We start from the raw sequence: 26,341 nt of genomic DNA on the forward strand, positions 1-26,341 counted from the left end.
TACTTCCTCTGAACGCAGGACATGATATGTCCCTGTTCTCACCGGCGCCGTTACTTGAACGGCCCTGCTGATGGCACGATGAGCCGGGCAGTAAGATGGCACGAACAGATACGGGCTAGTCCCATCCTGAACGTCGGTAGCGCGCGCGATTTCGATGCCCGGCTTTCCCTGTGACGCCGCGAGGATGCAAAGACCAACTGCTTTCGGAGGCCTACGCGTCGTCGGCTGCCTCACGGCAATGGATGGGAGATCGCCTTGATCGCCTTCAGGCCCGTACCGAAGCGGGCAATGGCGACCCTGTTCTGTTCGAGCTCGGCGTAGGGCAGGTAGGAAATGTCGAGATCACCGATCCGGCTGAAAGCCGGGCGTCGGAGCTGAGCGCGGACATCGGCTTCTCGCGCATCGGGTGCAACCAGGAAAAGTGGCGTCGACAAATGAAGATTCTCGCTGCTCAGCGCGAGATCAAGCATGCGGACAATTCCGGAATAAATGGATGTCGAATGCTCCACTTCGAATGCCGCCGCGACCGTAGCCGTCGATTGCTCGAGCCATAAGATGTCGATCAGTCTTATGGCATCGCTTCCTTGAGCGGTTGCGATGGCATGCGGCAAGCTATCGAGGCATCGAGACCCGAGCGGCACACCCTCATGAAGGCGCCCCCGGTCATTTGCCGCTACCCAGACGTCATATCCAAGTGCAAGCCCGAGGTCCCGAAGCCAGGATTGGACTTCGCTATGCGTCCGGTCGGTCTCTTTCTGATTTGCAAGCCCCTTATCGAACTTGTCGGACTGTGAGCGCGTTTCATTCAGCAAGGCCATCCAATCGCGCGCATTTTCGCTCGAACCGCTGAGCGGTGGGGCTGGAAACCGTCCCGATCCGATATCGAACAGCAGCCCTCCTATCGCCCCCAAATCGTTGGAAAGAAGATCCCGGTAGCGATCGTTGAGATCCAGAATGCCCGCGCGCATCGCGAGAAAATGCTCCCAACTGCCAAGCTTCACATTCGCACCCGTTAGCGCGTTGTAGCCCTTTACGATTGCCGTATTGAACGGAGGCACAAGAGTGGGATGCAGAAAATAGAGAATGTTGGCCACCGCAGGACCCAACCCCTTGATCTTCTGTCTATCGATTGCGAGGATCCCGGCGACGACCTCCTCGGCGGTATCGCAACAGGAGCAATGGTGAAGAAGTCTGCCAAAAGCTCGTTGATTGTCGGCGTTCTCGTAGATGTCCGGGATTCGGAGTTTGGGCTTCCACAAGAAAGCATGATCCGCACCTTTGAAAATCTGTCGTTGCTCGGCGATTGAATGAACAATGATCTCCAATGACGAGCCCCGATATGCCGCTCCGAAGGTGCCGGCCTCAATTTCGGCGACGACCTGCGAGATGCCTCTTCTGATCGACCGAAAATTCTTCAGTCGCTCCTCCCACAGGAACCAGCTTTGATAGGTCGAGCCGGAATCGCCGCGCCAGCGCTCGATCAGTTCGCGAACAAGGTCGCGCTTCATGTTTATAGCCCCCGCTTGATCCATTCCGAATTGCTGTTTTCCACCTGCGGCTTGCCGGCCAAGACAGTTCGCTCGATTCGGCCCTTAGCGAAAGGCGAAACCTTCCGTCCCACCGGCAAGGTGGGCGGGAATGGAAGGTCGAAACGAGCCCGTTCACGCCCGGCGCTGCATAATTGTCGACGACCTCAGTGCCCTGCGTGTTCGCCCGCTCCGCTTGGTTTCTGACTCGCGCCTTCCGCCTCTGTCATGCCCTTCATCATCGCGTCATGGTCCATTGGCGCATTCTGCGTAATAGCCTGATATTGTGCCGGCGACAGGCCAGGGAGTTTTCGGACAAACGCGACCATATCCCAGATGAGACGATCATCATGCGTTTTCCCCCAGGCCGGCATGGCGGTCATCTTGATGCCATGCTTGATGATCCAGAATTGCTCCGCAGCCGAACGTTCCGAACCTTTGAACAAGACGGGCGCTTGCGGATACAGCCCTTGACTCATTTCGGTCTTTTCCATCCCGGGCGCGAGATGGCAGCCGCTGCACATCTCGGTATAGAGACCTGCGCCCGACGCGATCCGCGCCGGAGCCGCCAAATCTGCCGGCACCGCGATCGATCCGGATCGCGCTGCGATGGACTTCTCCCTGAATGTTTCGATGACGCTGTAAGTCAGCCGGTTATGGGGGGCATCGGCCGCTATATTATATAGGCCGAGATAGACGGTGATCGCACCCGCGCCCGCTATCAGGGCCACCGCCAGCAGCGTGAACGTCACGCTCGGCATATGCTTTCGGAAATCGAAAGTTCGAAATCGCTCCATTATCTATCTCCCGCATAACAGGCCTTGAGCTTTGCAGCCGAACGCAATGCGGCGGCTGTTCAACAGATGATACGCACCCCAACAGCTTTGCCCTTGTCACAGACGAGGCAGGCGTTTCCGTACTTGCCGCGACGAGCCATTTCAGGGTGCCCACACCCGCTCGGGCTCATGCGTCCTGCTAGGTGTGGGTTCGGAGAGATCGTGAGGACTAGCCCCTTTTTTGCCCGCTCAGCTGCCACCCGCCGGTCGCACCTTCGGCTTGCGTGAGGAGCTGTGGAGATTGAAGATCTGCCACTTTCCGTTGTCCTGTTTGAGGACACTCGTAGCGACGCCATCCCGTTCGATGGTCTCGCCGCTCGCGAGCACAATCGAGAAGCTGTAGGTCTCGGTTGCGATCGCGATATTTCCTTCGCCGCGAACCGAAATCTTGTAATTGCGGAAGGTGAAGGATTTGAATTCCTTGAGTTCGGGACCCAGGTGATGGTCGCGATAGTGGGCGAAATTCCCTTCAACGCCGCCGGATTCGAATATCTGGGCGTCTGGCGAAAAGAGGGCCTCGACGCCGGTCAGGTCCAGTTTCTCCATCGCCGATTTATACTGCGCGAGCGCTGCCGCCGCGCCCTGAAAATCCGCAGGCTCGGTCGCCTGAGCCGGGACGGCCACCAGCATGGCCAATGCGATTGCTGTAATCGTCAGTCGTCTCATATCATTTCCCCTTGTTGTGCCGACACTTCACGAGTGCCTCCCGTGGTTTCGATCAGATTCTGGCAAAGCGCAGCCGCAAAGAATTGGCAATGACGCTGACGGACGAGAGTGCCATTGCAGCGGCGGCAATGACCGGCGAGAGCAATAGTCCGAAAATCGGATAGAGCACGCCCGCAGCGACGGGAATCCCGGCGACATTATAGGCGAAAGCGAAGAAGAGATTCTGACGGATGTTCGCCATCGTCGCATGGCTGAGATGCCGCGCCCGCACGATGCCCAGAAGGTCGCCGCGCAGTAGCGTCACACCCGCGCTTTCGATGGCGACATCGGTTCCCGAGCCCATCGCGATGCCGACGTCGGCGGCGGCGAGCGCGGGGGCGTCGTTGACCCCGTCGCCGGCCATGGCGACGATCCGGCCCTCTTCGCGCAGCCGCTGCACGACCGCGCTCTTCTGGTCGGGGAGGACATCGGCCTCGACGTCGTCGATGCCGAGGCGCCGCGCGATCGCCTCGGCGGTGACGCGATTGTCGCCGGTGAGCATGATGACCTTGATTCCGGCTTCGCGCAGCGCAGCGAGCGCGTCGCCCGTCGTTTCCTTGACGGGGTCGGCGATGGCGATGACCCCGGCCGCCTTGCCATTGACCGCGATGTAAATCGCCGTCGCGCCGTCTGTGCGAAGGCGGTCGGCTGCCTCGGTGAGCGCGCCCAGATCGACGTCATATTCTTCAAGAAAGCTCGCATTGCCGAGGACTATCGCCTTGTCGTCGACGACCCCGACGATACCCTTGCCGACCGGCTGGTCGACCCCCGATGGCTCGACCAGCGCGAGGCCCCGGTCCTCGGCGGCCTTGACGATCGCGGCCGCCAATGGATGTTCGCTGCTGCGCTCGAGGCTCGCGGCAATCCGGAGCAGATCCTGCTCCTCGAAGCCGCCGGCGACTTCGATGGCGACGACCGAGGGTCTGCCTTCGGTCAGCGTCCCGGTCTTATCGACGACGAGCGTGTCGACCTTCTCCATCCGCTCAAGCGCCTCGGCATTTTTGATCAGCACGCCGGCTTCGGCGCCGCGCCCCACGCCGACCATGATTGACATTGGCGTCGCGAGGCCGAGCGCGCAGGGACAGGCGATGATGAGCACCGAGACGGCGGCGATAAGGCCATAGGCCATGGCGGGCGCGGGCCCCAGAAGCGACCAAACAACGAAAGCGACAATGGCGACGACGATGACGCCGGGCACGAACCAGCCCGAAACGGTATCGGCGAGACGCTGGATCGGCGCCCGGCTGCGCTGCGCGTCGGCGACCATTTGTACGATCCGCGCGAGCATCGTGTCGCGCCCGACCTTCTCGCTGCGCATGAGCAGGCCGCCCGTCTGGTTGATCGTTCCGCCGATCAGCGCCGCGCCGGCCGCCTTGGTCACCGGCATCGATTCGCCCGTGACCATCGATTCGTCGACCGTGCCGCGGCCTTCTACGACGATGCCATCGACGGGGACTTTTTCGCCCGGACGGATGCGCAGCATGTCGCCGACCGCGACTTCCTCGAGCGCTACCTCCTCGTCGCTTCCATCGCTGCGGACGCGCCGGGCGAGCTTCGGTGTCAGGTCAAGGAGCGCGCGGATCGCGCCGCTCGTCGTCTCGCGGGCCCTGAGTTCGAGCACCTGCCCGAGTAGCACCAGCACCGTGATGACCGCGGCGGCCTCGAAATAGACCGCGACCGAGCCATCGGCGGCGCGGAAGGCTGCCGGGAAGATTTGCGGGAGAATCGCCGCGATCATGCTGTAGCCCCAGGCAACGCCCGTCCCCATCGCAATGAGGGTGAACATGTTGAGGCTCTTGTTGCGGATCGAGAGCCAGGCGCGCTCGAAGAAGGGCCAGCCCGCCCATAGAACGACGGGGGTCGCGAGCAGCATCTGGACCCAGTTGTTCGTCTGGCGGCCGACATATTGGTGGAGGCCTGTCAGATGGCCGCCCATTTCGAGCGCAACCACCGGGAGTGCGAGAAGGAGCCCGATCCAGAAGCGCCGCCGCATATCGCGATATTCTTCGCTGGGGCCGCCCGATGCTGTCGGCATGACGGGCTCGAGTGCCATGCCGCAGATCGGGCAGCTTCCGGGGCCGGCGCGCTGGATCTCGGGATGCATCGGGCAGGTCCAGATGGCGCCTTCGGGTGCATCGGCTGCGGCCGGCTCGCGTTTTGCGGCATAAAGATCGGGATCGGCCTCGAATTTGGCGAGGCAGCCTGCGCTGCAGAAATAGTGATGCTTGCCGCTATGCGTCGCGATATGAGGTGTGGTGGCCGGATCGACCATCATGCCGCAGACCGGATCAGTCGTGCTCCCGCTGCCTTTTTCTGCGCCCTGATGATCGTGCATCGCCGCCGCTCCCGTATGTGTCGGATGCCCGCCTCGCGGCGGGGCGGTCCAAACGCCACCGGTCGAGTTCGCCGTTGGCGTCGTTCCTGGCGGTTCCAGAATGGAGCCGCTTCTATCGATACGCAAGAAGAGCGGTTATCCCTTGGATTTTCTTTGCCCCGTGCCGTCAGGTCCCGGGCTTTCGGGCCTCGATGATCCCGATCGCACCGGTTGGCGTGCGGAACGTCTCAAGCTCGCGAACATCGCAAAAGCCTGCCTCTCTCATCAGCACCGGGAGCAATCCATCGGCGTTGGGCTGGGTGTCCTGGACGCCGTCGAGCTGCTGGATCGTGAGGCGGAACAACAACCGCATGAGGCGGCTGCGCTGTTCCCCATAGTCGGCAACATAGAGTTTGCCGCCCGGCGCGAGCACCTGCCGGGCCTCGCGTAGCAGACGTGCCTTTTCCTCAAGCCCGACCTGATGAAGGACGAGGCAGATCGCAATCTTGGCAGGCGGGGGCCAGTCATCGATCGCCGAAGCCGCGAAAAAGCCAACTCGAAACTCCGGCGGTGGAACAATCTGCGCGGTCTTCGTTCGGGCAATTCGCGTCGCTGCCTCGTCGGGGTCGAAACCAAGATAGCGGACGTCCCGGCTATGGCGAGCGATCGCCAGCGCAAGATTTCCCGTACCCGAGCCGATATCGAGAATGACGTCACCCTCGCCGAGCGCCATATGGCGAACGAGACGGTCGCGCCACACGCGCTCGCGCGTTGTCACCGCGACGCCGAAATCATAAAAGGGCGTCAGGAAGTGATATCCTGCCGCTGGCGTGTAGGATCTTGCTACGGGTTTCGGGTCGGGCATGGCCGTCTCCTTTCGACGCTTTGGCTTGCCGCCGGATTGCGGCCGCAATCGCCGGTCTCGACGAGACGCTTAAGGGCAAACAGGCGCGGCAGTCTTGAATGTTTCGCCGGGGCGACGCGGTGCGAGGCGCATCCGGCTCAGGGCACGATTTCGAACGCGAAGGCACTAAGGCCGGCCGAAGGCGTCACGCCTAGCCATTGAGCGCAGCGGCGCGTGAAGTGCGACTGATCGGCGAAGCCTCCCGCCGCCGCGGCGTCGGCAAGACCTCCGCCGCCGACCAGCGTCCGCACGGCGCGTTGAAGCTGGAGCCATTGCAGCAATTTGGCCGGAGGCACGCCGAAGTCGCGGCTGACGATTTCGCGGAGGCGCGAGGGCGAAAGGCAGGCGACGTCGGCCAAGGCGCGCGCGGTCGACAAATCGTCAGGGGCCGCGAGCACTTCGGACAGGCGGGCATCCACCGGACGCGCCTGCGAGCGGTCGAGATAGTCGGACGCCCAGCGCTTCGCGTCCGCGCCGCTTGCGATGTCACCTAGTCCGGCTGTCTCTATCGGCGTCAACAGGACAGGCGCCGATCCGGCGGACAGCCGGGTGCCGGCACGAAAAAGCGGGTCGAGATAAAATGACCGCACGAGGGCGCCCGGCGGCCCGAGGCGGTGCCGGACATGCGACGCTATCGCAATGGCGTGTCCGGCGGGAACTATCAGGTCGGCATCACCGGAAATTTCGAGGTCGCGTTCGATGGCGAGGCTGATCTGGTGCGCCACATGGTTATGGGGACGGCTGCTCCCGATGCGCGCGTCAATGAGCGCCCAGCCGGTCCCGAGCATGATCGAACCCGACCAAGAGGCGGTGCTTGGGGTCAAACCGGATCGGCGGTGACGAAGGGTTCGAGCGTACCGAACCAGGCAACCAGCGCGAGTATGGCGAGCGCGGCCGACGCTTCGATGATGAGGCTTCTGCGCATGGCTGCAATCGCGAGGTCGGGGTCGGCGTCGACATTGTCGGTATCGGTCCCCGGGACGGCGGCCGCGAGCGCCGGGGTCAGCCGCCAGCGGTTCGCCGCCGCGAGCGCCAGCATCAGTCCGAACAGCGCAAGCTTGGCGAGAAGCAATTGTCCATAGGGCGAGCCGAGGGAACGGCCGAGATTCTCGGCGCCGACGATCATCTGGCTGTTGACGAGGCCGGTGGCGGCGATGACGAGGACGCAGATCGTACCGACGCGCGAGAATTGATCGAGGCTCCGCGCCGCAATTTGGAGTCCGCCCGGCCATTCGCGGACACGACGTGGTGAGATCAGGATCAGGAAGGCGCCGATCGCGCCGATCCAGACCGCCGCTGCAATCAGGTGCAAGATGTCGCTGATCCGGTGCACGGTGCCTGCGGCGCCTTCGGTCGCGCCGGCGTGGCCGGACCAGACCAGACTCGCGACGGCCACCGAGCCCGCGGCCGCGAGTACGGCGGCCGAAGTTGTCGGCCAGCGGACCATCCAGATCGCGACTCCCAGCGCGAGCAGCAGCGCTGCGCTCCGGTAGACCCAGGCTGTGCCGACCTCGGTCTCGCGAACAAGGTCCCAAAAAGGCTGGAGTTCCAGGGAGAGGAGCCCCACACCCTGCATCGAAGCCGCGAGCACGCCCATCCCCAAGATGGAGAGAAGCAGTCCGGCGGCGCAGAGCCATCGCTCTGCGCGCCAGATCGAGGCCATCATCGACTGCGGCGCAAGGCGTTCGCTCCGTGTCAGCGCAAAAAGCGGGAACGCAGCAAGGCCGGCGATGAGCATCAGGTCCGCATAAAGTGCGAACCTGATGCCGATCAGAACGGGGTCCCCCACCGTCTTTTACTTTACGGTGAAGCTGAATTCGCTGCCCATGCGGTGGGTATCAGCGCCCGCCGCCGACCATGTGACCTTGTAGGTTCCGGCTGTCAGCGGCCGCTTGAGCATCAGCATCGCCGACTTGCCCTCTTTGCCCATCATCGACGAGTAAGGCACCTTCATCGGGGCATGATTGGCCATGCCGGGCATGCCGGTCATGACCAGCTCGGTCTTGAGGGTCGAGGCGACGATCTTTTCGTTGAACTGAAGATTGACCGACGTGACCTTCGAAACGGTCGAATTGGCGGCGGGCGTCGAGCTGACGAGCTTGGTGTGCGCGCTTGCCGTGGCCGGCATGAGAAGCAGAGCGAAAGCCGCCGCTGCAGAGGGGAGAAGAGACTTGAACATGAACACCTCCAAATGCGTGTCTGTCCTGCTAATACGCAGGATATCGGCATGGCCCTCAAATATTCCGGAATAATATTCTGGTGTGAGGGGTGAGGCGCTTCGGCGCGTATGTACAATGATGGAAAGGTTTGAAGAGACGATCGATGGATAAGGAGCTTCGCATTTTGAACAGGATCGATCTGCCCGCAGCGCTCGATGCGCTCGATGATCGCATCATGGGCGCATTGGCGATCCGCCGGCGCGAAGCGGTAGCGATGCGCCGCCTGATGGCGCTCGCGGCCTTTGTCTCGCTCGGCGGCGGTGTCTTTGCGGGGAGTGCGATTTCCCAGCCGGCGGTCGCGGCAAGCCCCCTGACCCCATTCGGCCCGCCTAGCGCATTGGTGCCTTCCACCTTGCTGGATGTACAGTAGCGATGCCGTCGCGCCGTCTTCTTCTCTTGGGGCTCATTGCCTTCGCCGCGGCGATTGCCGGCGTGTTCATCGGCCGTCTGGTAGCCGATGCGCCCAAAGCCAGCGAAACCGAACTTCATGCGCTTCTCCACGGCCAACTCGACCTGACCCCGGAGCAGGAAAAGAAACTCGAGCGGATCGAAGCCGACTTCGCCGGTCGCCGCCAGGCGCTCGAACTCGAGATGCGCGCCGCCAATGTCCGGCTCGCGCAGGCGATCGAAGCCGAGCATGGCTATGGACCGCGCGTCACCGAGGCGATCGACGAGACGCATGAGGTGATGGGGACATTGCAGAAGGAAACGCTCCAGCATCTCTTCGCGATGCGCGGGGTTCTCAACCCCGATCAAGCGGAAATGTTCGACAAAAGCGTGGTCAAGGCGCTGACCGCCGATGCGCGGTGAGCGCCGACCTATCGCAATGTAGCGACCAGGATCTGGCGGCCTTTGCGCGCGCGCACCGCGAAGACGCCTATCGCGAGTTGCTGCGCCGTTACAAAACGGGCGTCTACCGGCTCATCGTAAAGCAGATCGGCGATGCCGACGAGGCGATGGATTTGACGCAGGAGACGTTCGTCTCCGGCTTTTCGGCGCTCGATCGCTATGATGGCGAACGCCCCTTCCGCACATGGATCGCCCGTATCGCGCTCAACAAATGTCGCGACTGGGCACGACGGCGAAAGGTGCGCGCCTTTTTCTCCCGCGCGCTCCCGCTCGAAAATGCGCATCACGTAGCAAGCGATGGTCCTGGGCCCGATTCCGCGGCGACCGACAGGCGAGAGCTCGCCAGGGTTCGCGGGGCGATCGATCAGCTGCCGCAGAATTTGCGCGAAGTGTTGCTCCTCCGCGGTGTCGACGAGGTCAGCCAGGCCGAAACAGCGGTCATTTTGCGGGTCAGCGAGAAAACAGTCGAAACGCGCCTCTATCGAGCGCGGACCAGGCTCCGGGAATTGCTCGCGGGAACATCTGCGAGCGCCGAGGGTTGAGGGTTCGACCGCTCGTTCAGGCGGCATCTCCTCATCGTCCGGCATTTTTATTGAGGGGCAGGCGTGCCGCCTGCGTATAGCTTTAGGAACAGTCAGTAACGGTCGGAAAGAATATGCAGATGGAAAGGCGTCGGTTCGTCAGTGGAGCTTTGGGTGGAGGGGCTGCTGCGGCGATGGCCGCATGGTTCCCGGCCTGGGCCCAGCCGGTGTCGTCCGGCATCACCGCGCCGCTTCCGACCGTATCCGGCAATGACATAACGCTGCGCATCGCGCGCCAGACGATGCGCATCGACGGCAAGGTCAGTCGCGCGATCGGGATCAACGGCACCGTGCCCGCGCCGCTCGTCCGGCTGAAGGAGGGACAAAACGCGCGCCTCACCGTCGTCAACGATCTCGACGAGGACAGCTCGATTCACTGGCACGGCCTGATCCTGCCGTTCCAGATGGACGGCGTGCCCGGCGTCAGCTTCCCCGGGATCAAGCCGCGCTCGAAGTTTGTCTATGAATTCCCGGTCGTTCAATCGGGGACCTATTGGTATCACAGCCATTCGGGGCTTCAGGAACAGCTCGGCCATTATGGCCCGATCGTCATCGATCCCGCGGGCGCCGACCCGATCGGCTACGACCGCGAGCATGTCGTCGTCCTGTCCGACCACAGTCAATTGTCGCCCGAGGCGATCTTCCGCAAGCTCAAGGTCAATCCCGGCCATTTCAACATGCAGCGCCAGACGCTGGCGGGCCTGCTTGCCGGCAAGGATCAACCGCTCAAGGAGCGGATCGATTGGGGCAAGATGCGGATGGACCCGACCGACGTCGCCGACGTCAATGGTTCGACCTACACCTTCCTCGTCAACGGCCATGGTCCGCGCGACAACTGGACCGCGCTCTTCAGCCCCGGCGAGCGGGTACGCCTGCGCATCGTCAATGCGTCGGCGATGACGATCTTCAACGTCCGTATCCCGGGCCTCAGGATGACCGTCGTCCAGGCTGATGGGCTCAATGTCGTGCCGACCGAAATCGACGAGTTCCAGATCGCGGTCGCCGAAACCTATGACGTCATCGTGACCCCGGTCGAGGACCGTGCTTATACGCTCGTTGCCGAGGCCAATGACCGCTCGGGCATGGGACGCGCGACGCTCGCACCGCGCGCTGGCATGGTCGCCGAGGTGCCGCCGCTCCGCGAACGGCCGCTCGCGACCATGAAGGACATGGGCATGGGCGACATGTCGGGCGGCGCGATGGCGGGTATGGACCATTCGGGCGGCGATATGGGCGCCATGCCCATGCCGGCGAGCGACCCTTCTTGTCCTCCCGAACATGCCAAGATGGGCCATTGTACGCCAGCGGGGGAAAGCGGCGCGATGGCGGGCATGGATCATGGATCTGGCGGAGGCATGCAGCACAGCATGCGCGACTTCAGTGTCGCGCCGCAGGTCAAGCGCGATCCCAGCGTTCAGACGATCTCGCCGATGCCGATGGATCGCATGGGCGAGCCGGGGCAGGGACTGGAGAATGTCGGGCACAAGGTGCTGACCTACCATGACCTTGTCGCGCTCGAGCGCAACCCCGATACCCGCGCCGCCTCGCGCTCGCTCGACATCCATCTGACCGGCAATATGGAACGCTTCATGTGGTCGTTCGACGGCATCAAGATGTCCGACTATCACGAGCCCATCCCCTTCATCGAGGGAGAGCGCGTGCGGATCAACCTCATCAACGATTCGATGATGAGCCACCCCATCCACCTCCACGGCCATTTTTTCGAACTGGTGACGGGCAAGGGCGACCGGTCGCCGCGCAAGCATACGGTGCTTGTCCAGCCGGGCGGCATCGCGAGCTTCGATTTCACCGCCGACGCGCTCGGCGACTGGGCGTTCCATTGCCACCTTCTCTATCACATGCACGCGGGGATGATGCGCGTCGTCAGCGTCCGTCCGAAGGGAGACGGCGAATGACCCGGGTCGCGCTTCTCCTCGCGGGTATCGCCCCGCTGGCCTTTGCTGTGCCCGCCGCGGCGCAGTCGATGGATCATTCGATGCATGGTGCGGCGCCCGCGCCGACACCCGCTCCCTCGCCAACGCCAGCACCCGTAGCGCAGTCCGCGCCCGAAGCGCCCGCCGAAGGGTCGATGGAGCAGATGGACCATGGGAACATGCAGGGCATGGACATGGAACCCGAGGCTTCAAGCTGCCCGCCCGAACATGCGGCGATGGGTCATTGTACGCCTGAGGCGGAAGCTCCAGGCAAGGGCGCTTCGGACATGGGTGCGATGGATCATGGCGCACCGCAGCCGTCCGATCCCGATTGCCCGCCCGAACATGCCAAAATGGGCCATTGCACCCCGAAGGGCGGATCTGCGGACGCGATGGCGGGAATGGAAGGCATGGCGACCACGAGCAGCGCTAGCGGCACCGATTTGCCGCCGGGCGATGCTACCGCGCCTGCGCCTCCCGGCGACTGGTATGCCGATCGCATTTATCCCCAAGCCGAAATGGAGCATTCGCGCCACGACATGATGAAAGAGAATGGTGCGCAGACCATCGCTTTCATCAGCTTCAACCTTGCCGAATATCAGGCGCGCAAGGGCCGCGACGGGTTCCGCTGGGACGGTGAGGCTTGGTACGGCGGCGACATTAACCGGCTGACGATCAAGAGCGAAGGCGAGGGCGTGTTCGGCGAAGGCATCGAGAGCGCCGAGGTACAGGCGCTCTACAGCCGGGCGATCGGACCCTATTTCAACGCGCAGGCGGGTATCAGGCAGGATCTTGGGCCCGGCCCCGACCGCACCTATGCGACGATCGGCTTCGAGGGGCTCGCCCCCTATTGGTTCGAAGTCGAGGGCGCGCTGTTTCTTTCGAACAAGGGTGATCTGCTCGCCCGGCTCGAAGGCTATTACGACCAGCGCATCACCCAGAAACTGATCCTCCAGCCGATGGCGGAGGTCAATTTTGCGCTCCAGGATGTCCCCGAGACCGGCGTTGGTTCGGGGCTTTCGGATTTCGAGCTCGGGCTTCGCCTGCGTTACGAGGTCGTGAAGGAATTCGCGCCTTATGTCGGCGTCGAATGGGCGCGCAAGGTCGGCGATACCGCGCGTTTTGCCCGCGCCGCGGGCGAGGATGCGAGCGGCGTCAGCTTCGTGATGGGGGTGCGGGCCTGGTTCTAGAAGTTTCGCGGGGTGGCGACACGTCGAGGAGAAATGCCGTGAAACCAGCCTATCGCAGCCTCGCGCTGCAGACGATCGTCAGCGGCGTCATCATGTATCTGGTGATGTTCGTCATGATCGACCGCCTCTCGAGCTTCTACAATAATCTCAACATGCTCTACATGACGCTGATGATGGTCTCGCCGATGGTCGTGCTGATGATCGTCGCAATGCCGGGCATGTTCCCGTCGAAACGTCTCAATACGTTCCTGCTGCTGGGATCGGCAGTTGCCTTCTTCGGGAGCTTCGGGCTCATCCGGACACAGACGACGATCGGCGACACGGCCTTCTTGCGTTCGATGATCCCGCATCACTCGGGCGCGATCCTCATGTGTGAACAGGCTTCTCTCAAAGATGCCGAGATACGCGAACTCTGCCGCGGCATCATCGCGGGGCAGGCGGCCGAAATCGAACAGATGAAATCCATTCTCGCGAGGAAATGACATGAAAAATCTGATGACGCGCCGTCATCTTTTCGGCCTGATTGCGGTCGGATCGGGGATGGCGCTTGCGGCATGCAATTCTGCCTCGGGCCCGGCGGCGACCAGCGATAAGAATGGCGCGGCGCCCGCGCCGGGCGCCGAGACGTCCAGCCCCAAGCGAATGCTCGTTTATCGCGATCCCGAATGCGGCTGCTGCGAAGCTTGGGCGGATATCGCACGCAAGGCCGGTTATGATGTGACTGTCGAGAACCGCGCTGACATGGCCGCCGTAAAGACGCGATATGGTGTGCCTGGCCAGCTGGCGTCGTGCCACACGGCCGTGATCGGCGGCTATGCGATCGAGGGTCATGTGCCGATGCGGCATGTTGCGAGACTCCTCCACGACAAGCCACGCGACATTCGCGGAATCGCCGTGCCCGGCATGCCGCGCGGTTCTCCGGGAATGGAAATGCCGGACGGAAGCGCGGACGCATTCGAAGTGATGGCATTCGGCAGCGACGGCAAGGTTTCTGAATTCCGCGCATGACCTGCCGACACGAAGAGGAGACAGATATGACGAGATTCATTCCCCTAGCGAGCGCCGCCGCGCTGATATTTGCTCTGGCAGGATGCGGCACTGAGCCCGCGCAGCAGAGCGACGTCACACCGGAACAGAGTGAGGTCACTGCCGGTGAGCCGCCCGCAATGGTCGAGACCATGCCCGTAGCGGACGAGCCGCCCGCCGCGTCTGCCCCGGCGGCGCCGACCGAAGAAGCGATGCCTCCGGAGAAATCCCGCCCCAAGCAAGAACCCGCCGCGAAGGCCGCTGTGCCGCCGCGGGCAAAGGCCGCGCCGGAAGCGCCGAAACCTGTCGAACCCGAACCCGATCCTCATGCCGGGCACGATATGGACAAAAAATAAGGAGCATGTGCCGACGCGGCATGTCGCCCGGGCGGTCGAGGACAAGCTGCGCGAAGTGTCCGGCATCGCCGCGCCCGGCATGCCGCGCGGTCGGGCGCTGCTCGATGCCGCAGCGAGAGATATAACCATATGGAATAACCATCTCGTTTATAGCGATGAGTGGTGATTATTTCTGGTCATGCCAAGGCCGCGAAGATAGCTCGGTGGCGAAGCCGAGAGCTTTCGCAAATGGGAGGGGACCATGAGAAAATTGCTTCGCACGAGTGGCTCGATTATCGCCGTCCTGGCAGGCATGTCGGCCGCCGCCGCCTTCGCGCAGGATAACGCCAAAGAGGCGCCGGGGCCAGGCGCGTCGCAGGGCGAAATCGTCGTGACGGGTACGCGGCGGAACGATCTCAAGGCGGCCGATTCCGCTCAGCCGATCGACATCATCACCGGTGCCGAACTGCTCGAAAAGGGCACGGCCGACATGAATGATCTCCTGCGCACCGAGGTCCCGTCGCTCAATGTCCAGCGCCTCGTCAGCAACGACGGCGCCGTTTTTACCCGGCCTTTCTCGCTGCGCGGCCTGCCGCCGGACCAGACGCTGGTGCTCGTGAATGGCAAGCGGCGCCATCGCGGCGCGACGGTCCAGTTCACCAATGTTCCCTATATCCGGGGATCGCAGGGACCCGATCTTTCGGCGATCCCGTCGATCGCGATCGGCCAGCTCGAGGTTCTGCGTGACGGCGCGTCGGCGCTCTATGGATCGGATGCGATCGCCGGCGTCCTCAATTTCGGTCTGCGCCGCGACCGCGAAGGCGGATTGCTGATCGCCCGCTATGGCCAATTCTATAAGGGCGACGGCGAGGATTTCCTCGTCCAGGGCAATGTCGGGCTTCCCTTCACCGACGCCGGTTTCGTCAACATCAGCGGCGAATATGTGAACGCCAGCACGACGTCGCGCGGCATTCAGCGTCCCGACGCGCAGGCGCTCATCGATGCCGGCGTTCAGGATGTCCCGGTCCCGGCGCAGCGCTGGGGAAATCCCGAATCCGAGGCGGCGCGCATCTTCGTCAATGCCGGCATCGAACTGTCGGACGAGATGGAATTCTACACCTTCGGCAACTATAGCTGGAGCCGCGGCACGACGGCCTTCTTTTACCGCAACCCCGATGCCAGCTTCATTTCCACCTCGATTCCGCTCACCAATACGCCCGGAGGACAGCGGTTCAGCTTCCGCCAGCTCTTTCCCGGCGGTTTCACCCCGGATTTCGGTGCCACGGTGACCGATGCGGCGCTGGCGGCCGGCCTCAAGGGCGAATTCTCCTCGGGCCTGACCTATGACCTCAGCGCTTCCTATGGTCAGAACCATGCTTCCTACCGGATCGAAAATACGGTCAATCCGTCGCTTGGCCTCGCGTCGCCGACCTCCTTCAAGCCGGGGCAGCTCGAGCAGCGCGAACTCGCTTTCAATCTCGATCTCACTTACCCCATCGCGATCGGCACCTCCGATCCGCTGACGCTTGCAGGCGGTCTCGAGTATCGGCGCGAGACATATGAGATCACGGCCGGCGACATCGCATCATGGCAGGTTGGTCCTTTCGCGTCGGTCATCGATCCCGATACCGGAAACCGCGTCGGACTGCCGGTCGGCTCGAACGGCTTCCCGGGCTTCAGTCCCATCCAGGCGGGCGAGTTCGCGCGCAGCAACTGGGCCGCCTATACGTCGCTCGAAGGCAATCTCACCGACGCGCTCCAGTTCGGCCTTGCCGGCCGCTACGAGAATTACTCGGACTTCGGCTCGAAATTCACCTGGAAGATCAACGGGCGATATGATTTCTCGGACGTCTTCGCGGTGCGCGGATCGGTCAACACCGGCTTTCGGGCGCCGACGCCGGGCCAGTCGAACGCCTCGCAGGTCCAGACCAACATCGACTCGATAACCGGGGCGCCGCTGACCGCAGGCATTATCGCGCCCAACAATCCGGTGGCGCAATTCTTCGGCGCGACGCCGCTTCGGCCCGAGAATTCGTTCAACGTCGCCGGCGGCATCGTGGTGAAGCCCTCCAATCGCATCACCTTCACGCTCGACTATTTCAACATCAAGGTCGAAGACCGGATCGCCGTATCGGGCAATTTCAATCTCACCCCGGCGCAGCGTGCGCAGCTCGCGGCGCTTGGCATTCCCGGTGGGGATTCCTTCCAGCAGGTGAGCTTCTTCACCAATTCCTTCGACAGCCGCACCCAGGGCGTCGATGCGGTGCTCACCGTGGGCTTCGACCTCGGCGACGGCAAGGCCACGCTCGGCCTCAACGGCAACTATACCAAAACCGATGTCATCAAGGCCTCGCCGGTGATCACTGCGGACCGCGAGCGGCTGCTCGAACTCGAGGGCTTCGTTCCGAAGTGGAAGGGCAATGCGTCCTTCACTTATGCGGGCGAGCGCTTCGGCTTCGTCGCGCGCGCGAACTATTATGGCAAATGGACCGACTATGGCGCCGCACCGGCTGCCGACCAGACGGGCGGCGCCGAACTGCTGGTCGATCTCGAGCTGTCCTACAAGGTTAGCGACATGCTCAAGCTCGCGGTCGGCGGCGAGAATATCTTCGACAATTACCCCGACGTCGAGGCGCGGCAATCCCAGATCAACAACGGGATCCGATATCTCCGCTTCGCGCCGACGGGGTTCAACGGGGGCTTCTGGTACGTCCGCGCGACCGCCTCCTTCTGATCGGTGGCCGTGAGGGCCGTGCGGCGTCTTGTGTCTTCAGCTGGCGTCGGAGCCGAACATCGCGTCGCGGTGGGATTCGAGCACCGCGATAAAGGCCGCAGCGACTTGGGACATCGGCCTCAACTTCGGCGTGAAGAGCATATATTCGAAATGGACCTCCGGCGCGAAATCACGGACCGTAAGGCCCCGCTCGGCATAATCCGCTGCGGTCACGGGGTTGAGAATCGAACATCCGACCCCCTGCATGACAAGCGCGCAGATGGTCATCGCATATTGGGTTTCGATGACCATCTCGCGGTGGACGCCCGCGTCCTCGAAAATGCGGTCGATGCGGTGACGCACGCCGTCCTCGAGCGCGAGCGAAATGAAGGGCTCGCCCTCGAGATCGGCCGGCCGGATGACGTCCTTGACGGCCAAGCGGTGGCCGGCAGGGAGAACGCAGGCGCCGGGGCAGCGCAGGAAGCGCTCCATCCTTATGCCGGGCAATTCGCGCGCCGGCGTCGCGAGCCCGATGTCGAACTGCTGGTTCGCCATCCATTGCCGCACCGTCGAGGAACTGCGGGTCTGGAGCTGAACGGTGACGCCGGGATGTGTCTCGCGAAAGGCCGCGATCACACGCGGCAGGAAACTGACCGCGAGCGCCGGAAGGGCGGCGATCCGGAGCGTGCCGGTCGCCATGTTGCGGATGTCTTCCGCTACCCGCTTCAGGGCCGCAATGCCCGAGAAGCTCCGCTCGACTTCGTAGAAAAAGGCGTCGGCTTCGGGCGTCACGGTGAGCGCGCTGCCGCGCGAACGCAGGAAGAGCTGAAAGCCCAGCTGATGCTCGAGCTCGGCAAGCATCTTGCTCACCGCGGGTTGCGACAGGTTGAGCGACTGCGCGGCCTGGGTGACCGATCCCGAGAGCATCACGGCCCTGAAGGCTTCGAGGTGACGCAGGTTCATCGGACATCGCTCCCTATAGCTATTTCTTATGGCGCTAGCATTGAAAGCCTCGTTTATGAATAGGTCGCACGCATCGCGCCGCTGGTTACCGGCGCTGCTCGCCGCAGGCGCCCTGTTACTCGGCGGCTGCGGCCGCGAGCCCGCCGGCACCGGTGGGCATGAAATCGCCGCGGCGAAGGGATCGACGCTTGCGCGGATTCGCGCGCGCGGAACGCTCAATTGCGCAATTCATACGGGGCAGCTCGGCATGTCCTATCTCGACAAACGCGGACGCTGGCAGGGCTTCTTCGTCGATTACTGCCGGGCGCTCGCCGCTGCGGTCCTCGGCGATGCCCGCAAGGTCCGGTTCATGCCGGTCGCCTCGAACAAGCGCTTCACGATCGTGCAGACGGGCGAGGCCGACGTCCTGTCGCGGACGACGACATGGACGCTGACGCGCGACACCGACCTCGGGGTGAATTTCGTCGGCACCATGTATTATGACGGGCAGAGCTTCCTGGTGCCCCGGCGATCGGGTGTGCGGCTTCCGACGGATCTCGATGGCGCATCGATCTGCATCACCAAGGGGACGACCTCCGAACTCAACACCGCCGAATATTTCGAGCGCAAGGGGCTGCGTTTCCAGTCCGTCGTGTTCGAGAATCCCGAGGAAGCCAAGCTCGCCTTCTTTGCCGGGCGGTGCGACGCAATGACCACCGATGCCTTCACGCTGACGGTGATCCGCCTGGCCGACACCGCGCATCCCGACGATTATGTGGTGCTGCCCGAGCGGCTCACCAAAGAACCGGTCGGCCCAGTCGTGCGCAGCGACGACGAGCAATGGTACGAGATCAACAAATGGGTGCTGAACGCGCTCTTCGCTGCCGAGGAAATGGGGGTCACCCGCGCGAATGCCGCGCGCATGCGGATGGCCTCGCGCGACCCTGAAGTGCGCAAGATGCTCGGCGGCTTGCCCGGATTCGGCAAGTCGCTCGGCCTTGACGATGACTGGGCGTACCGGGCAATCGAGGCGACCGGCAATTATGGCGAAATCTTCGACCGGCACATTACGCCGCTCGGCGTCGAACGCGGACAGAATAAGCTCTATCGGGACGGCGGGCTGATCTACCCGTTGCCGATGCGATGACTCATAAACACAGGCGGCTTGCCATCGCTGCGTTACCCTGGCTGCTGATCGCGGGCGGGCTTGTGGTCGCCTACGGCCTGTTTGCGACATTGGCGGACAATCTCGCGGACCGAAACATCCGGACGGGGTTCGGTTTCCTGTTCGACCGGGCGGGTTTCGCGATTGGCGAAACGCTGATTGCTTACGCGCCGGGCGATTCCTATGCCGCGGCGCTGGCGGTGGGTCTTCTCAACACGCTCCTGATATCGGCGCTCGGCATCATCTTCTCGACCTTGCTCGGCCTCGCGGTCTGCATGGCGCGCCTGTCGTCCAACTGGCTGCTTGCGAGGCTCTCCGGCCTTTATATCGAGCTGGTTCGCAATATTCCGCTGCTGCTCCAGATGTTCGTCTGGTACGCCGCGCTGCTGTTCGGTCTGCCCGGACCCGGCCCGGGCGCCGTCGGACCGTTCGACCTCGATAATCGGGGATTGCACCTCCCCGCGCTCTCCTTGGCCGATCCGGGACGGCCGGTCTTTCTCATCGCGATCGTCGCCTGTGCGATCCTGCTGGGTGCCGTGCGGCGAGGAGCCGTTCGCACGCGCACTGCGCTGGCCTTCGCCGGCATCTCCCTGGTGCCGCTCTTGCTGTGGGGCGGGATCGATCTGCCGCGGGCGGGGCGCTTCGGAACCGTCGGCGGATTGTCGCTCTCCACGGAGTTTCTGACGCTGGTCGCCAGCCTTTCGGTCTATGCCTCGGCCTATCTGGCCGAGATATTCCGCGGCGCGATCCTCGCCGTTCCCGCAGGGCAGAGCGAGGCCGCCAAAGCGCTCGGCCTGTCGCCCGCGCAAACAATGGGACGGATCGTGATGCCGCAAGCGCTGCGCATCGCCATACCGCCGATGACGAGCTGGCATCTCAACACGATCAAGAACAGCTCCCTGGGGGTCGCGATCGGATATCCCGAATTTGTCTCGGTGGTCGATACCGTCATCAGTCAGACAGGGCAGGCGATCGAGGGCGTCGGCCTGATCGTCGCGACCTTCCTGCTGCTTTCGCTATCCTTGTCGTTCGTCACCGGCCTCTATGCCCGCCAGTTGGGCTGGAGCGTCGCCGGGCAGCCCGGCCGGAGCATCCAGTCGGCGCCCCTCGAACCCTTTCCGCTGCGCTCGGCGACCGCCTGGCCGTCGTGGATACGGCGCAATCTGTTCAGAGGAGGACGCCAGTCGATACTCACCATCGCGATCCTCGCCATGACCGCGGCTTTCGCCGGCAAGGGGCTCTCGTGGCTGCTGTTCGACGCGACCTTCGCCGGGGGCGCGGCCGATTGCCGTTTGGCCAGCGGTGCTTGCTGGCCATTCCTCCGCGAAAATGCGCGGCTGATATTGTTTGGCACCTATCCCGAAGCCGAGCAGTGGCGGTCCGCAGCAGCGGCGGCCGCGCTGCTTTCATGCCTTGCCTTCTCCTTCGTCCCGCGATTCTGGCGCAGCCGCCTCGGGCTTGTCTGGCTCGGCGCAATCGCCGTGGCGGTACTTCTGCTACGAGGAGGATTCGCGGGCCTTTCCTATGTCCCGATGGAGAAGTGGAGCGGCCTGCCGGTCACATTGCTGCTCGCGAGCCTTGCGGTGGTCGGCGCTTTTCCATTGGCTATACTCCTCGCGTTCGGCCGCAGGTCGGCGCGGCGCGGCATTCGCTGGCCGAGCGTCGCCTTCATCGAGCTGGTTCGCGGAACGCCGCTGATCGGAGTGCTCTTCCTCGCTGCGGTCCTGTTCCCGCTGTTCGTGCCCTCCTATCTCTCGATCGACAGCCTGCCGCGCGTCCAGCTCGCGCTCATATTCTTCACTGCCGCCTATATGGCCGAGGTCATCCGGGGCGGCCTGCTGGCGGTTCCCGTCGGGCAAGCCGAGGCCGCGCATGCTCTTGGCCTCACCAAATGGCAGGCGCGGCGCCATATCCTGTTGCCGCAGGCGCTGAAAGTCAGCGTGCCGGGGCTGGTCAACACTTCGATCAGCGAGGTCAAGAACACGACGCTCGTCCTCATCGTCGGCGTCTTCGATTTGTTGCAGACGACCCGCCTCTCCTACGTCGAGGCGCAATGGCGACCCTATTTCGCCGAAGCCTATCTTTTTACCGGGACAATCTTTTTCCTCCTCTGTTTCTCCCTGTCCCGGCTCAGCATGAAGATCGAACGGAAACTAAACTATGCAGGATAATCACGACAGAAAATGGCCCGGGGAGCCGGCAAGCCCGAAAGGGCACGCCTGGCAGGACCCGACGCGTGCCGTTCACGGCGGTCCCCGCCCGCGCGATCAGCGGGGCCTCATCAATCCGCCCGTCGATCGAGCCTCCACCATTATCTACGGCAGCGTCGAGGCCTATATGGACCGGCACCAGGGTCTCTACGATGAGGTCATCTATGGCCTGTACGGAACGCGAACGACCTTTGCGCTCGCCGAGGCCGTCAGCGAACTCGAAGGCGGCTGCGCCACCGTCATCACCTCGTCTGGAACCAGCGCGATCGCGCTAGCCCTCACGGCTTTCGTGGCCGGGGGCGATCATCTGCTCGTTGCGGATTGCGTCTATGGGCCGACCCGCAAGTTTCTGACCGACGTTCTCGCGCGCTTCGGGGTCGAGGTGGAATATTTCCGGCCCGATATCGGAGCGGAGATTGCCGGGCTGTGCCGCAGCAACACCCGGCTCATCTACATGGAGACCCCGGGCTCGCAGACATTCGATATGATCGACGTCCCCGCGATCACGGCGGTTGCACGCAGCCGGGGCATATTGACCGCTCTCGACAACACCTGGGCGACGCCGCTTTTCTTCAAACCGTTGGCCCATGGGGTCGACATCTCGCTTGCTTCGGCAACCAAATATCTCTCGGGGCACTCCGACTGTCTGCTCGGCACGATGACCGCCGCCAGCGATGCCGTCTACCGCCAGCTCAAGGATGCGGCGGCGCGCTGGGGCAACTGCGCGAGTCCCGACAATTGCTATCTCGTCCACCGGGGCATCAGGACGCTCGATGCCCGCCTTGAACGCCACCAGCGTACCGCGGCGACGCTGATCGAATGGTTCGCCCAGCAACCCGAAGTGGTCGCGGTCCGCTATCCGGCCCATCCTTCCGATCCCGGCCATGCGATCTGGAAGCGGGATTTCACCGGAGCGTCCGGATTGTTCGGTGTTCAGCTCGATGGTCTTACCCCTCCGGAAACCAGCGCCTTTTTCAACGAATTCTCGCTGTTCCAGCTCGGTTCGAGTTGGGGCGGCTTCGAAAGCCTCGCGGTTCCGGCGTGGCCCGCTCCGATCCGCGATTTTCCCAATGGCGAGGCAGATGGGGCGCTGATCCGTATTCACGCCGGCCTCGAAGCGCCGCAGGATCTGATCGCCGACCTCGCCGCAGCCTTCGCGCGGGTACGGGCGATACGCGGCCGGGGGCAGGCGTCATGACCGATGCCTCGGGCCACGCGGCCGTCAGCTTGCGGCAGGTCGACAAATATTATGGCGCCTATCATGCCCTCCGCTCGATCGACCTCGAAATCGCCCCGCGCGAGCGGATCGTGATTTGCGGCCCTTCAGGCTCCGGCAAATCGACGCTCATTCGCTGCATGAACAGGCTCGAGGTGCCCGACTCCGGTGCCGTCCTGATCGAGGGAACCAGGATAACCGACGCGTCGCGAGAGGCCGTTGCGGCGCTCCGCGCCATTGGCATGGTTTTTCAGCAGTTCAATCTGTTCCCGCACAAGACGGTGCTGGAGAATTGCACCCTCGCGCCCGTCCTGCTCGGCGGCTTGTCTCTTCCGGAGGCGGAGGCGCGCGCCATATCCTATTTGGACAAGGTGAGGATTGGCGACCAGGCGGGCAAATATCCGGGGCAGCTCTCGGGAGGGCAGCAACAGCGGGCCGCGATAGCCCGCGCTCTGGCGATGGAGCCCCGGATTCTTCTCTTCGACGAGCCGACATCGGCGCTCGATCCCGAGATGATCAAGGAGGTACTCGATGTGATGACGTCCCTTGCCGGCGAAGGACGGACGATGGTGTGCGTGACGCACGAAATGGGATTCGCGCGCGAGGCGGCCGATCGCATGCTTTTCATGGATCAGGGCCAGATCATCGAAGACGCAAGGCCGGCAGATTTTTTCGCCGCGCCGAAAAGCGAACGCGCACGGACCTTTCTCGAACAGATACTTTCGCATTGAGCGGCTCAAGTCGGTCGCGCCCCCAAGCTGTGCCGACCCACTTAATCATGTCATTTCATAAGCAAGCCGAGGGAGGGGCCCGCCGGCTCCTTGCGCGAAAAGGCTCAGGCCGGAAAAAATTTCAAAATTGATGAGGGGTAGAGCTTTGGGGTGCGTATCTAGTAGGTATCGTGCGCCCGGAATTTACTTCATAACCAATTGATATGATTCAATAAATTCCTATTGACCTGTATATACATTTGATGCTCTCTGAGGGGAATCAGCCAACCATCAGGGGGTTTCGCTATGATGACCAGGACAATTTTGCTCGCCAGCGCCGCAGCGGTCGCGACCTTTGCAACGCCAGCGCTCGCGCAGAGCGATGCTGCGACGCAGTCACCCGCCGCGGAGGATGCTCCGAACGGATCGGACATCGTCGTGACCGGCTCGCGCATTCGTCGCCAGGATCTCGCGGGCGTCGGCCCCGCGACCGTCGTGTCGGCCGAGCAGATCGAGAACACCGGCGTCGTCAATATCGAGACGGTGCTGCAGCGCCTTCCCGCCAACGCCGGCTTCGCAGGCAACCAGACCTCCGCCTATTGGGCGAACAATGGATATGGCACGGCGCAGGTGAACCTGCGCGGTCTCGGCATCAAGCGCACGCTTGTTCTGCTCAACGGCCGCCGCCTCGTCGCGGGCGGCACCGGCGCGAACTCCTCGCCCGATCTTAACATGATCCCGGTCGCGGCGCTCGCGCGCACCGATGTGCTCAAGGACGGCGCCTCGGCGATCTATGGCGCCGACGCGATGGCGGGCGTGGTCAACCTCGTGACCCGCACTGACTATGAAGGCCTCGGCCTCAGCGTGCGCCAAGGCATCACCGAAAAGGGCGATGGCTCGGACTTCACCGCCGACCTCCTGTGGGGCGTCCGCAACGATCGCGGCGGTTTCATGGCGGCGGTCACCTATCAGAAGACGAGCGCGGTCAATATGGCAACGCGCGCGCCTTGCTCGCTTGCCGAAACCACGCCCGGCATGCTGAGCTGCGTGAACAGCGCCTCGACGATCGGCGGCCGCGCGGTGCTGCCGAACGGCCAGCAGATCAACTTCAATCAGGTGCTGGGCGGTAACGGCAACTTCTTCGAGCCGTACAGCGCTGCCAAGCACAACTTCAACTCGAACCCGTTCCTCAACGCGGTGAGCCCGGTCGAGCGCGTGAGCACGGCGTTTTTCGCCGACTATGACATCACTGACAATATCGAGGCGTTCGGCGAATTCCTTTACACCTTCCGCAAGTCGAATCAGATCGCGACGCCCGGAACGCTGCGCAACCTCTCGATCGCGGCGAGCAATCCCACCAATCCGACGGGGCAGAATATCGTCCTCATCCAGCGCCGCCTCGCCGAGCCCGGCCCGCGCCAATTCTTCCAGGAAACCGATACCTGGCAGGGTACGTTTGGCCTCCGCGGCAAGCTCTCTAACGATTGGGGATGGGAAATCGCGGGCGCCTTCGGCCGCAACACCGCGGTCGATGGTTCGACCAACATCGCCAATCTCGAGCGAGTGGCGAATTCCCTCGATACGACCAAGTGCAGTCTTGCTGCCGGTGCCACGATCCCCTGCGCCGACTATCTCGGGTTCGGCGACCTGACCCCGGAGGTTCTCGACTATATCCTGTTCACGTCGCGCGACCGCGGCGGCAACGAGCTTGCGACGGTCACCGCCGATATCAACGGCGATCTCTTCAAGCTGCCCGCAGGCCCCGTCTCCTTCGCGGCGGGTGTCGTCTATCGCAAGGAAAAGGGTTGGCGCGATCCCGATCCGCTGACGGTGCTCGGTATTGCCAACACCAACCAGCAGGATCCGATCTCCGGAACGAGCACGGCGAAGGAAGCCTATCTCGAACTGTCGGTGCCCGTTCTGGCCGACACACCCTTCTTCCAGTCGCTTACCCTCGACGGCGCGGTTCGCTACTCGAACTACGACCTGTTCGGCAGCGACTGGAACTACAAGGGGAGCGTCGACTGGGTCATCAATGACAGCTTCCGCCTGCGCGGCACCTACGGCACCGGCTTTCGCATTCCGAACGTCCCCGAATTGTTCGGCGGCGTCTCCGAGGGCAATCTGACGACCACCGACCCCTGCTCGCGCTATTCGACCAGCGGCAATGCGACACTGATCGCCAATTGTCAGGCGTCGGGCGTGCCGGCCAATTATGTTCAGCTCGGTACAACGATCCTGACAACGGTCGGCGGCAACGAGAATCTGAAACCCGAAAGCTCGACGACCTGGACCGTCGGGACGGTGATTTCACCGAAGGGACTGGTTCCGGGACTCTCGCTCACTGCCGACTGGTTCGACATCAAGATCAAGGATGCGATCCGTGCTATTCCGGGCTCGACAAAGCTCAGCATTTGTTATGCGAGCCAGAATCTTTCGCATCCCTTCTGCGAAGATTTTACCCGCAGCCCGTTGACCGGCGAGGTTACCTTCCTCTCCGCGCAACCGATCAACACGGGCCGCGAAGAAATGAACGGCCTCGATCTGGGTCTCGTTTACAACAATGACATCGGCAGCGTGAACGTCTCGCTCGACGTCAACGTGACCTATCTCAACAAATATGTGGTCCTGCCTTTCCCCGGCGGCGCGCCGATCGACTTCGACGGCTTTATCGGCGGCGGCAATGGCGGCTATCCGAAATGGCGCGGCTATGGCGTGCTGACCGCTGAAAAGGACGGGGTCAGCGCGACCTGGTCGACCCAGTGGATCGGCAAGGCGACCGACTTCAATGCGGCCCCCGGCGACATCGGCTACAGCACGCCGAATGTCTTCTACCACAATCTCCAGGTCGCTTTCGAAATCGACGAGAAGACCCGGTTCCAGGTCGGTGTCGACAATCTTTTCGATCGCAAGGCGCCCTATATCCAGAGCTTCACCGATGCGAACACCGACACGATGACCTATGA

23 protein-coding genes are annotated in these 26,341 nt (G+C 63.1%); 14 read left to right on the plus strand and 9 right to left on the minus strand.

Annotated elements, in window-relative coordinates:
- Window positions 1-230: 230 nt before the first annotated feature.
- The 8 genes from ATE70_RS18830 to copC all read right to left on the minus strand — a co-directional run bounded on the left by ATE70_RS18830 (window position 231) and on the right by copC (window position 8,413).
- Complete coding sequence (locus ATE70_RS18830) at window positions 231-1,508, minus strand: hypothetical protein (RefSeq protein WP_037553287.1); 1,278 nt, start codon at window positions 1,506-1,508, stop codon at window positions 231-233.
- A gap of 185 nt (window positions 1,509-1,693) precedes the next feature.
- Window positions 1,694-2,287: a c-type cytochrome gene (locus ATE70_RS18835; protein WP_223181176.1), complete on the minus strand. Its 594-nt coding sequence runs from the start codon at window positions 2,285-2,287 to the stop codon at window positions 1,694-1,696.
- Between the two features lie 264 nt (window positions 2,288-2,551).
- Window positions 2,552-2,992 (minus strand): YybH family protein, encoded by a 441-nt coding sequence (locus ATE70_RS18840; protein ID WP_231732869.1) that lies wholly within the window; start codon window positions 2,990-2,992, stop codon window positions 2,552-2,554.
- Between the two features lie 88 nt (window positions 2,993-3,080).
- Complete coding sequence (locus ATE70_RS18845) at window positions 3,081-5,402, minus strand: heavy metal translocating P-type ATPase (RefSeq protein ID WP_037553293.1); 2,322 nt, start codon at window positions 5,400-5,402, stop codon at window positions 3,081-3,083.
- 166 nt (window positions 5,403-5,568) lie between these two features.
- Window positions 5,569-6,246 carry a class I SAM-dependent methyltransferase gene (locus tag ATE70_RS18850; protein ID WP_003046415.1) on the minus strand — a complete coding sequence of 226 codons (678 nt, stop codon included), beginning with the start codon at window positions 6,244-6,246 and terminating at the stop codon, window positions 5,569-5,571.
- 137 nt (window positions 6,247-6,383) lie between these two features.
- Entirely contained in the window at window positions 6,384-7,073 is a 690-nt protein-coding gene (locus ATE70_RS18855) for a helix-turn-helix domain-containing protein (RefSeq protein WP_003046411.1), read from the minus strand.
- Between the two features lie 32 nt (window positions 7,074-7,105).
- Window positions 7,106-8,074, minus strand: coding sequence for a copper homeostasis membrane protein CopD (gene copD, locus ATE70_RS18860; protein ID WP_003046408.1), 969 nt, complete (start codon window positions 8,072-8,074; stop codon window positions 7,106-7,108).
- A 6-nt stretch (window positions 8,075-8,080) separates the two neighbouring features.
- Window positions 8,081-8,413, minus strand: a complete 333-nt coding sequence (gene copC, locus ATE70_RS18865) for a copper homeostasis periplasmic binding protein CopC (protein ID WP_231732871.1) — start codon at window positions 8,411-8,413, stop codon at window positions 8,081-8,083.
- Window positions 8,414-8,628: 215 nt separating this feature from the next.
- On the opposite strand from copC, the gene ATE70_RS18870 reads away from it, so the two are divergent.
- The 9 genes from ATE70_RS18870 (at window position 8,629) to ATE70_RS18910 (ending at window position 17,153) form a co-directional block, all read left to right on the plus strand.
- Window positions 8,629-8,874 carry a hypothetical protein gene (locus ATE70_RS18870; protein WP_137870392.1) on the plus strand — a complete coding sequence of 82 codons (246 nt, stop codon included), beginning with the start codon at window positions 8,629-8,631 and terminating at the stop codon, window positions 8,872-8,874.
- A gap of 2 nt (window positions 8,875-8,876) precedes the next feature.
- A complete protein-coding gene (locus tag ATE70_RS18875) occupies window positions 8,877-9,314 on the plus strand; it encodes a periplasmic heavy metal sensor (protein ID WP_003046401.1) in 438 nt (145 codons plus the stop codon).
- Entirely contained in the window at window positions 9,311-9,895 is a 585-nt protein-coding gene (locus tag ATE70_RS18880; protein ID WP_003046398.1) for an RNA polymerase sigma factor, read from the plus strand. Before ATE70_RS18875 ends, ATE70_RS18880 begins: the two co-directional genes overlap by 4 nt.
- A 119-nt stretch (window positions 9,896-10,014) precedes the next feature.
- Window positions 10,015-11,850 carry a copper resistance system multicopper oxidase gene (locus tag ATE70_RS18885; RefSeq protein WP_374046507.1) on the plus strand — a complete coding sequence of 612 codons (1,836 nt, stop codon included), beginning with the start codon at window positions 10,015-10,017 and terminating at the stop codon, window positions 11,848-11,850.
- Complete coding sequence (locus ATE70_RS18890) at window positions 11,847-13,058, plus strand: copper resistance protein B (protein ID WP_003046391.1); 1,212 nt, start codon at window positions 11,847-11,849, stop codon at window positions 13,056-13,058. Before ATE70_RS18885 ends, ATE70_RS18890 begins: the two co-directional genes overlap by 4 nt.
- 92 nt (window positions 13,059-13,150) lie before the next feature.
- Window positions 13,151-13,540 (plus strand): DUF305 domain-containing protein, encoded by a 390-nt coding sequence (locus ATE70_RS18895; RefSeq protein WP_223181178.1) that lies wholly within the window; start codon window positions 13,151-13,153, stop codon window positions 13,538-13,540.
- A gap of 1 nt (window position 13,541) precedes the next feature.
- Complete coding sequence (locus tag ATE70_RS18900; protein WP_003046385.1) at window positions 13,542-14,066, plus strand: DUF411 domain-containing protein; 525 nt, start codon at window positions 13,542-13,544, stop codon at window positions 14,064-14,066.
- 26 nt (window positions 14,067-14,092) lie between these two features.
- On the plus strand, window positions 14,093-14,440 hold the full coding sequence (locus ATE70_RS24950) for a hypothetical protein (RefSeq protein ID WP_003046382.1): 348 nt from the start codon (window positions 14,093-14,095) through the stop codon (window positions 14,438-14,440).
- Window positions 14,441-14,681: 241 nt separating this feature from the next.
- Window positions 14,682-17,153, plus strand: coding sequence for a TonB-dependent receptor plug domain-containing protein (locus tag ATE70_RS18910; protein ID WP_003046379.1), 2,472 nt, complete (start codon window positions 14,682-14,684; stop codon window positions 17,151-17,153).
- A gap of 36 nt (window positions 17,154-17,189) precedes the next feature.
- Here ATE70_RS18910 and ATE70_RS18915 read toward each other — a convergent pair whose 3' ends face one another.
- Complete coding sequence (locus ATE70_RS18915) at window positions 17,190-18,095, minus strand: LysR substrate-binding domain-containing protein (RefSeq protein ID WP_003046376.1); 906 nt, start codon at window positions 18,093-18,095, stop codon at window positions 17,190-17,192.
- A gap of 55 nt (window positions 18,096-18,150) precedes the next feature.
- Between ATE70_RS18915 and ATE70_RS18920 the strand changes: the two genes are divergently transcribed.
- From ATE70_RS18920 to ATE70_RS18940, 5 genes are all read left to right on the plus strand, one after another.
- Window positions 18,151-19,221, plus strand: coding sequence for an amino acid ABC transporter substrate-binding protein (locus tag ATE70_RS18920; protein WP_003046368.1), 1,071 nt, complete (start codon window positions 18,151-18,153; stop codon window positions 19,219-19,221).
- The gene (locus tag ATE70_RS18925) at window positions 19,218-21,410 is read left to right on the plus strand and encodes an ABC transporter permease subunit (RefSeq protein WP_223181174.1); all 2,193 of its coding nucleotides are present in this window, start codon (window positions 19,218-19,220) and stop codon (window positions 21,408-21,410) included. Before ATE70_RS18920 ends, ATE70_RS18925 begins: the two co-directional genes overlap by 4 nt.
- Window positions 21,400-22,647: a cystathionine beta-lyase gene (gene metC, locus ATE70_RS18930; RefSeq protein WP_037553302.1), complete on the plus strand. Its 1,248-nt coding sequence runs from the start codon at window positions 21,400-21,402 to the stop codon at window positions 22,645-22,647. Before ATE70_RS18925 ends, metC begins: the two co-directional genes overlap by 11 nt.
- Window positions 22,644-23,396, plus strand: a complete 753-nt coding sequence (locus ATE70_RS18935) for an amino acid ABC transporter ATP-binding protein (RefSeq protein WP_037553304.1) — start codon at window positions 22,644-22,646, stop codon at window positions 23,394-23,396. Before metC ends, ATE70_RS18935 begins: the two co-directional genes overlap by 4 nt.
- Window positions 23,397-23,681: 285 nt before the next feature.
- Window positions 23,682-26,341: TonB-dependent receptor domain-containing protein (locus tag ATE70_RS18940; protein WP_058539260.1), on the plus strand; the 2,660-nt coding region annotated here is incomplete at its 3' end.

Source organism: Sphingopyxis sp. H053, from assembly GCF_001468225.1.
Lineage (GTDB): Bacteria > Pseudomonadota > Alphaproteobacteria > Sphingomonadales > Sphingomonadaceae > Sphingopyxis.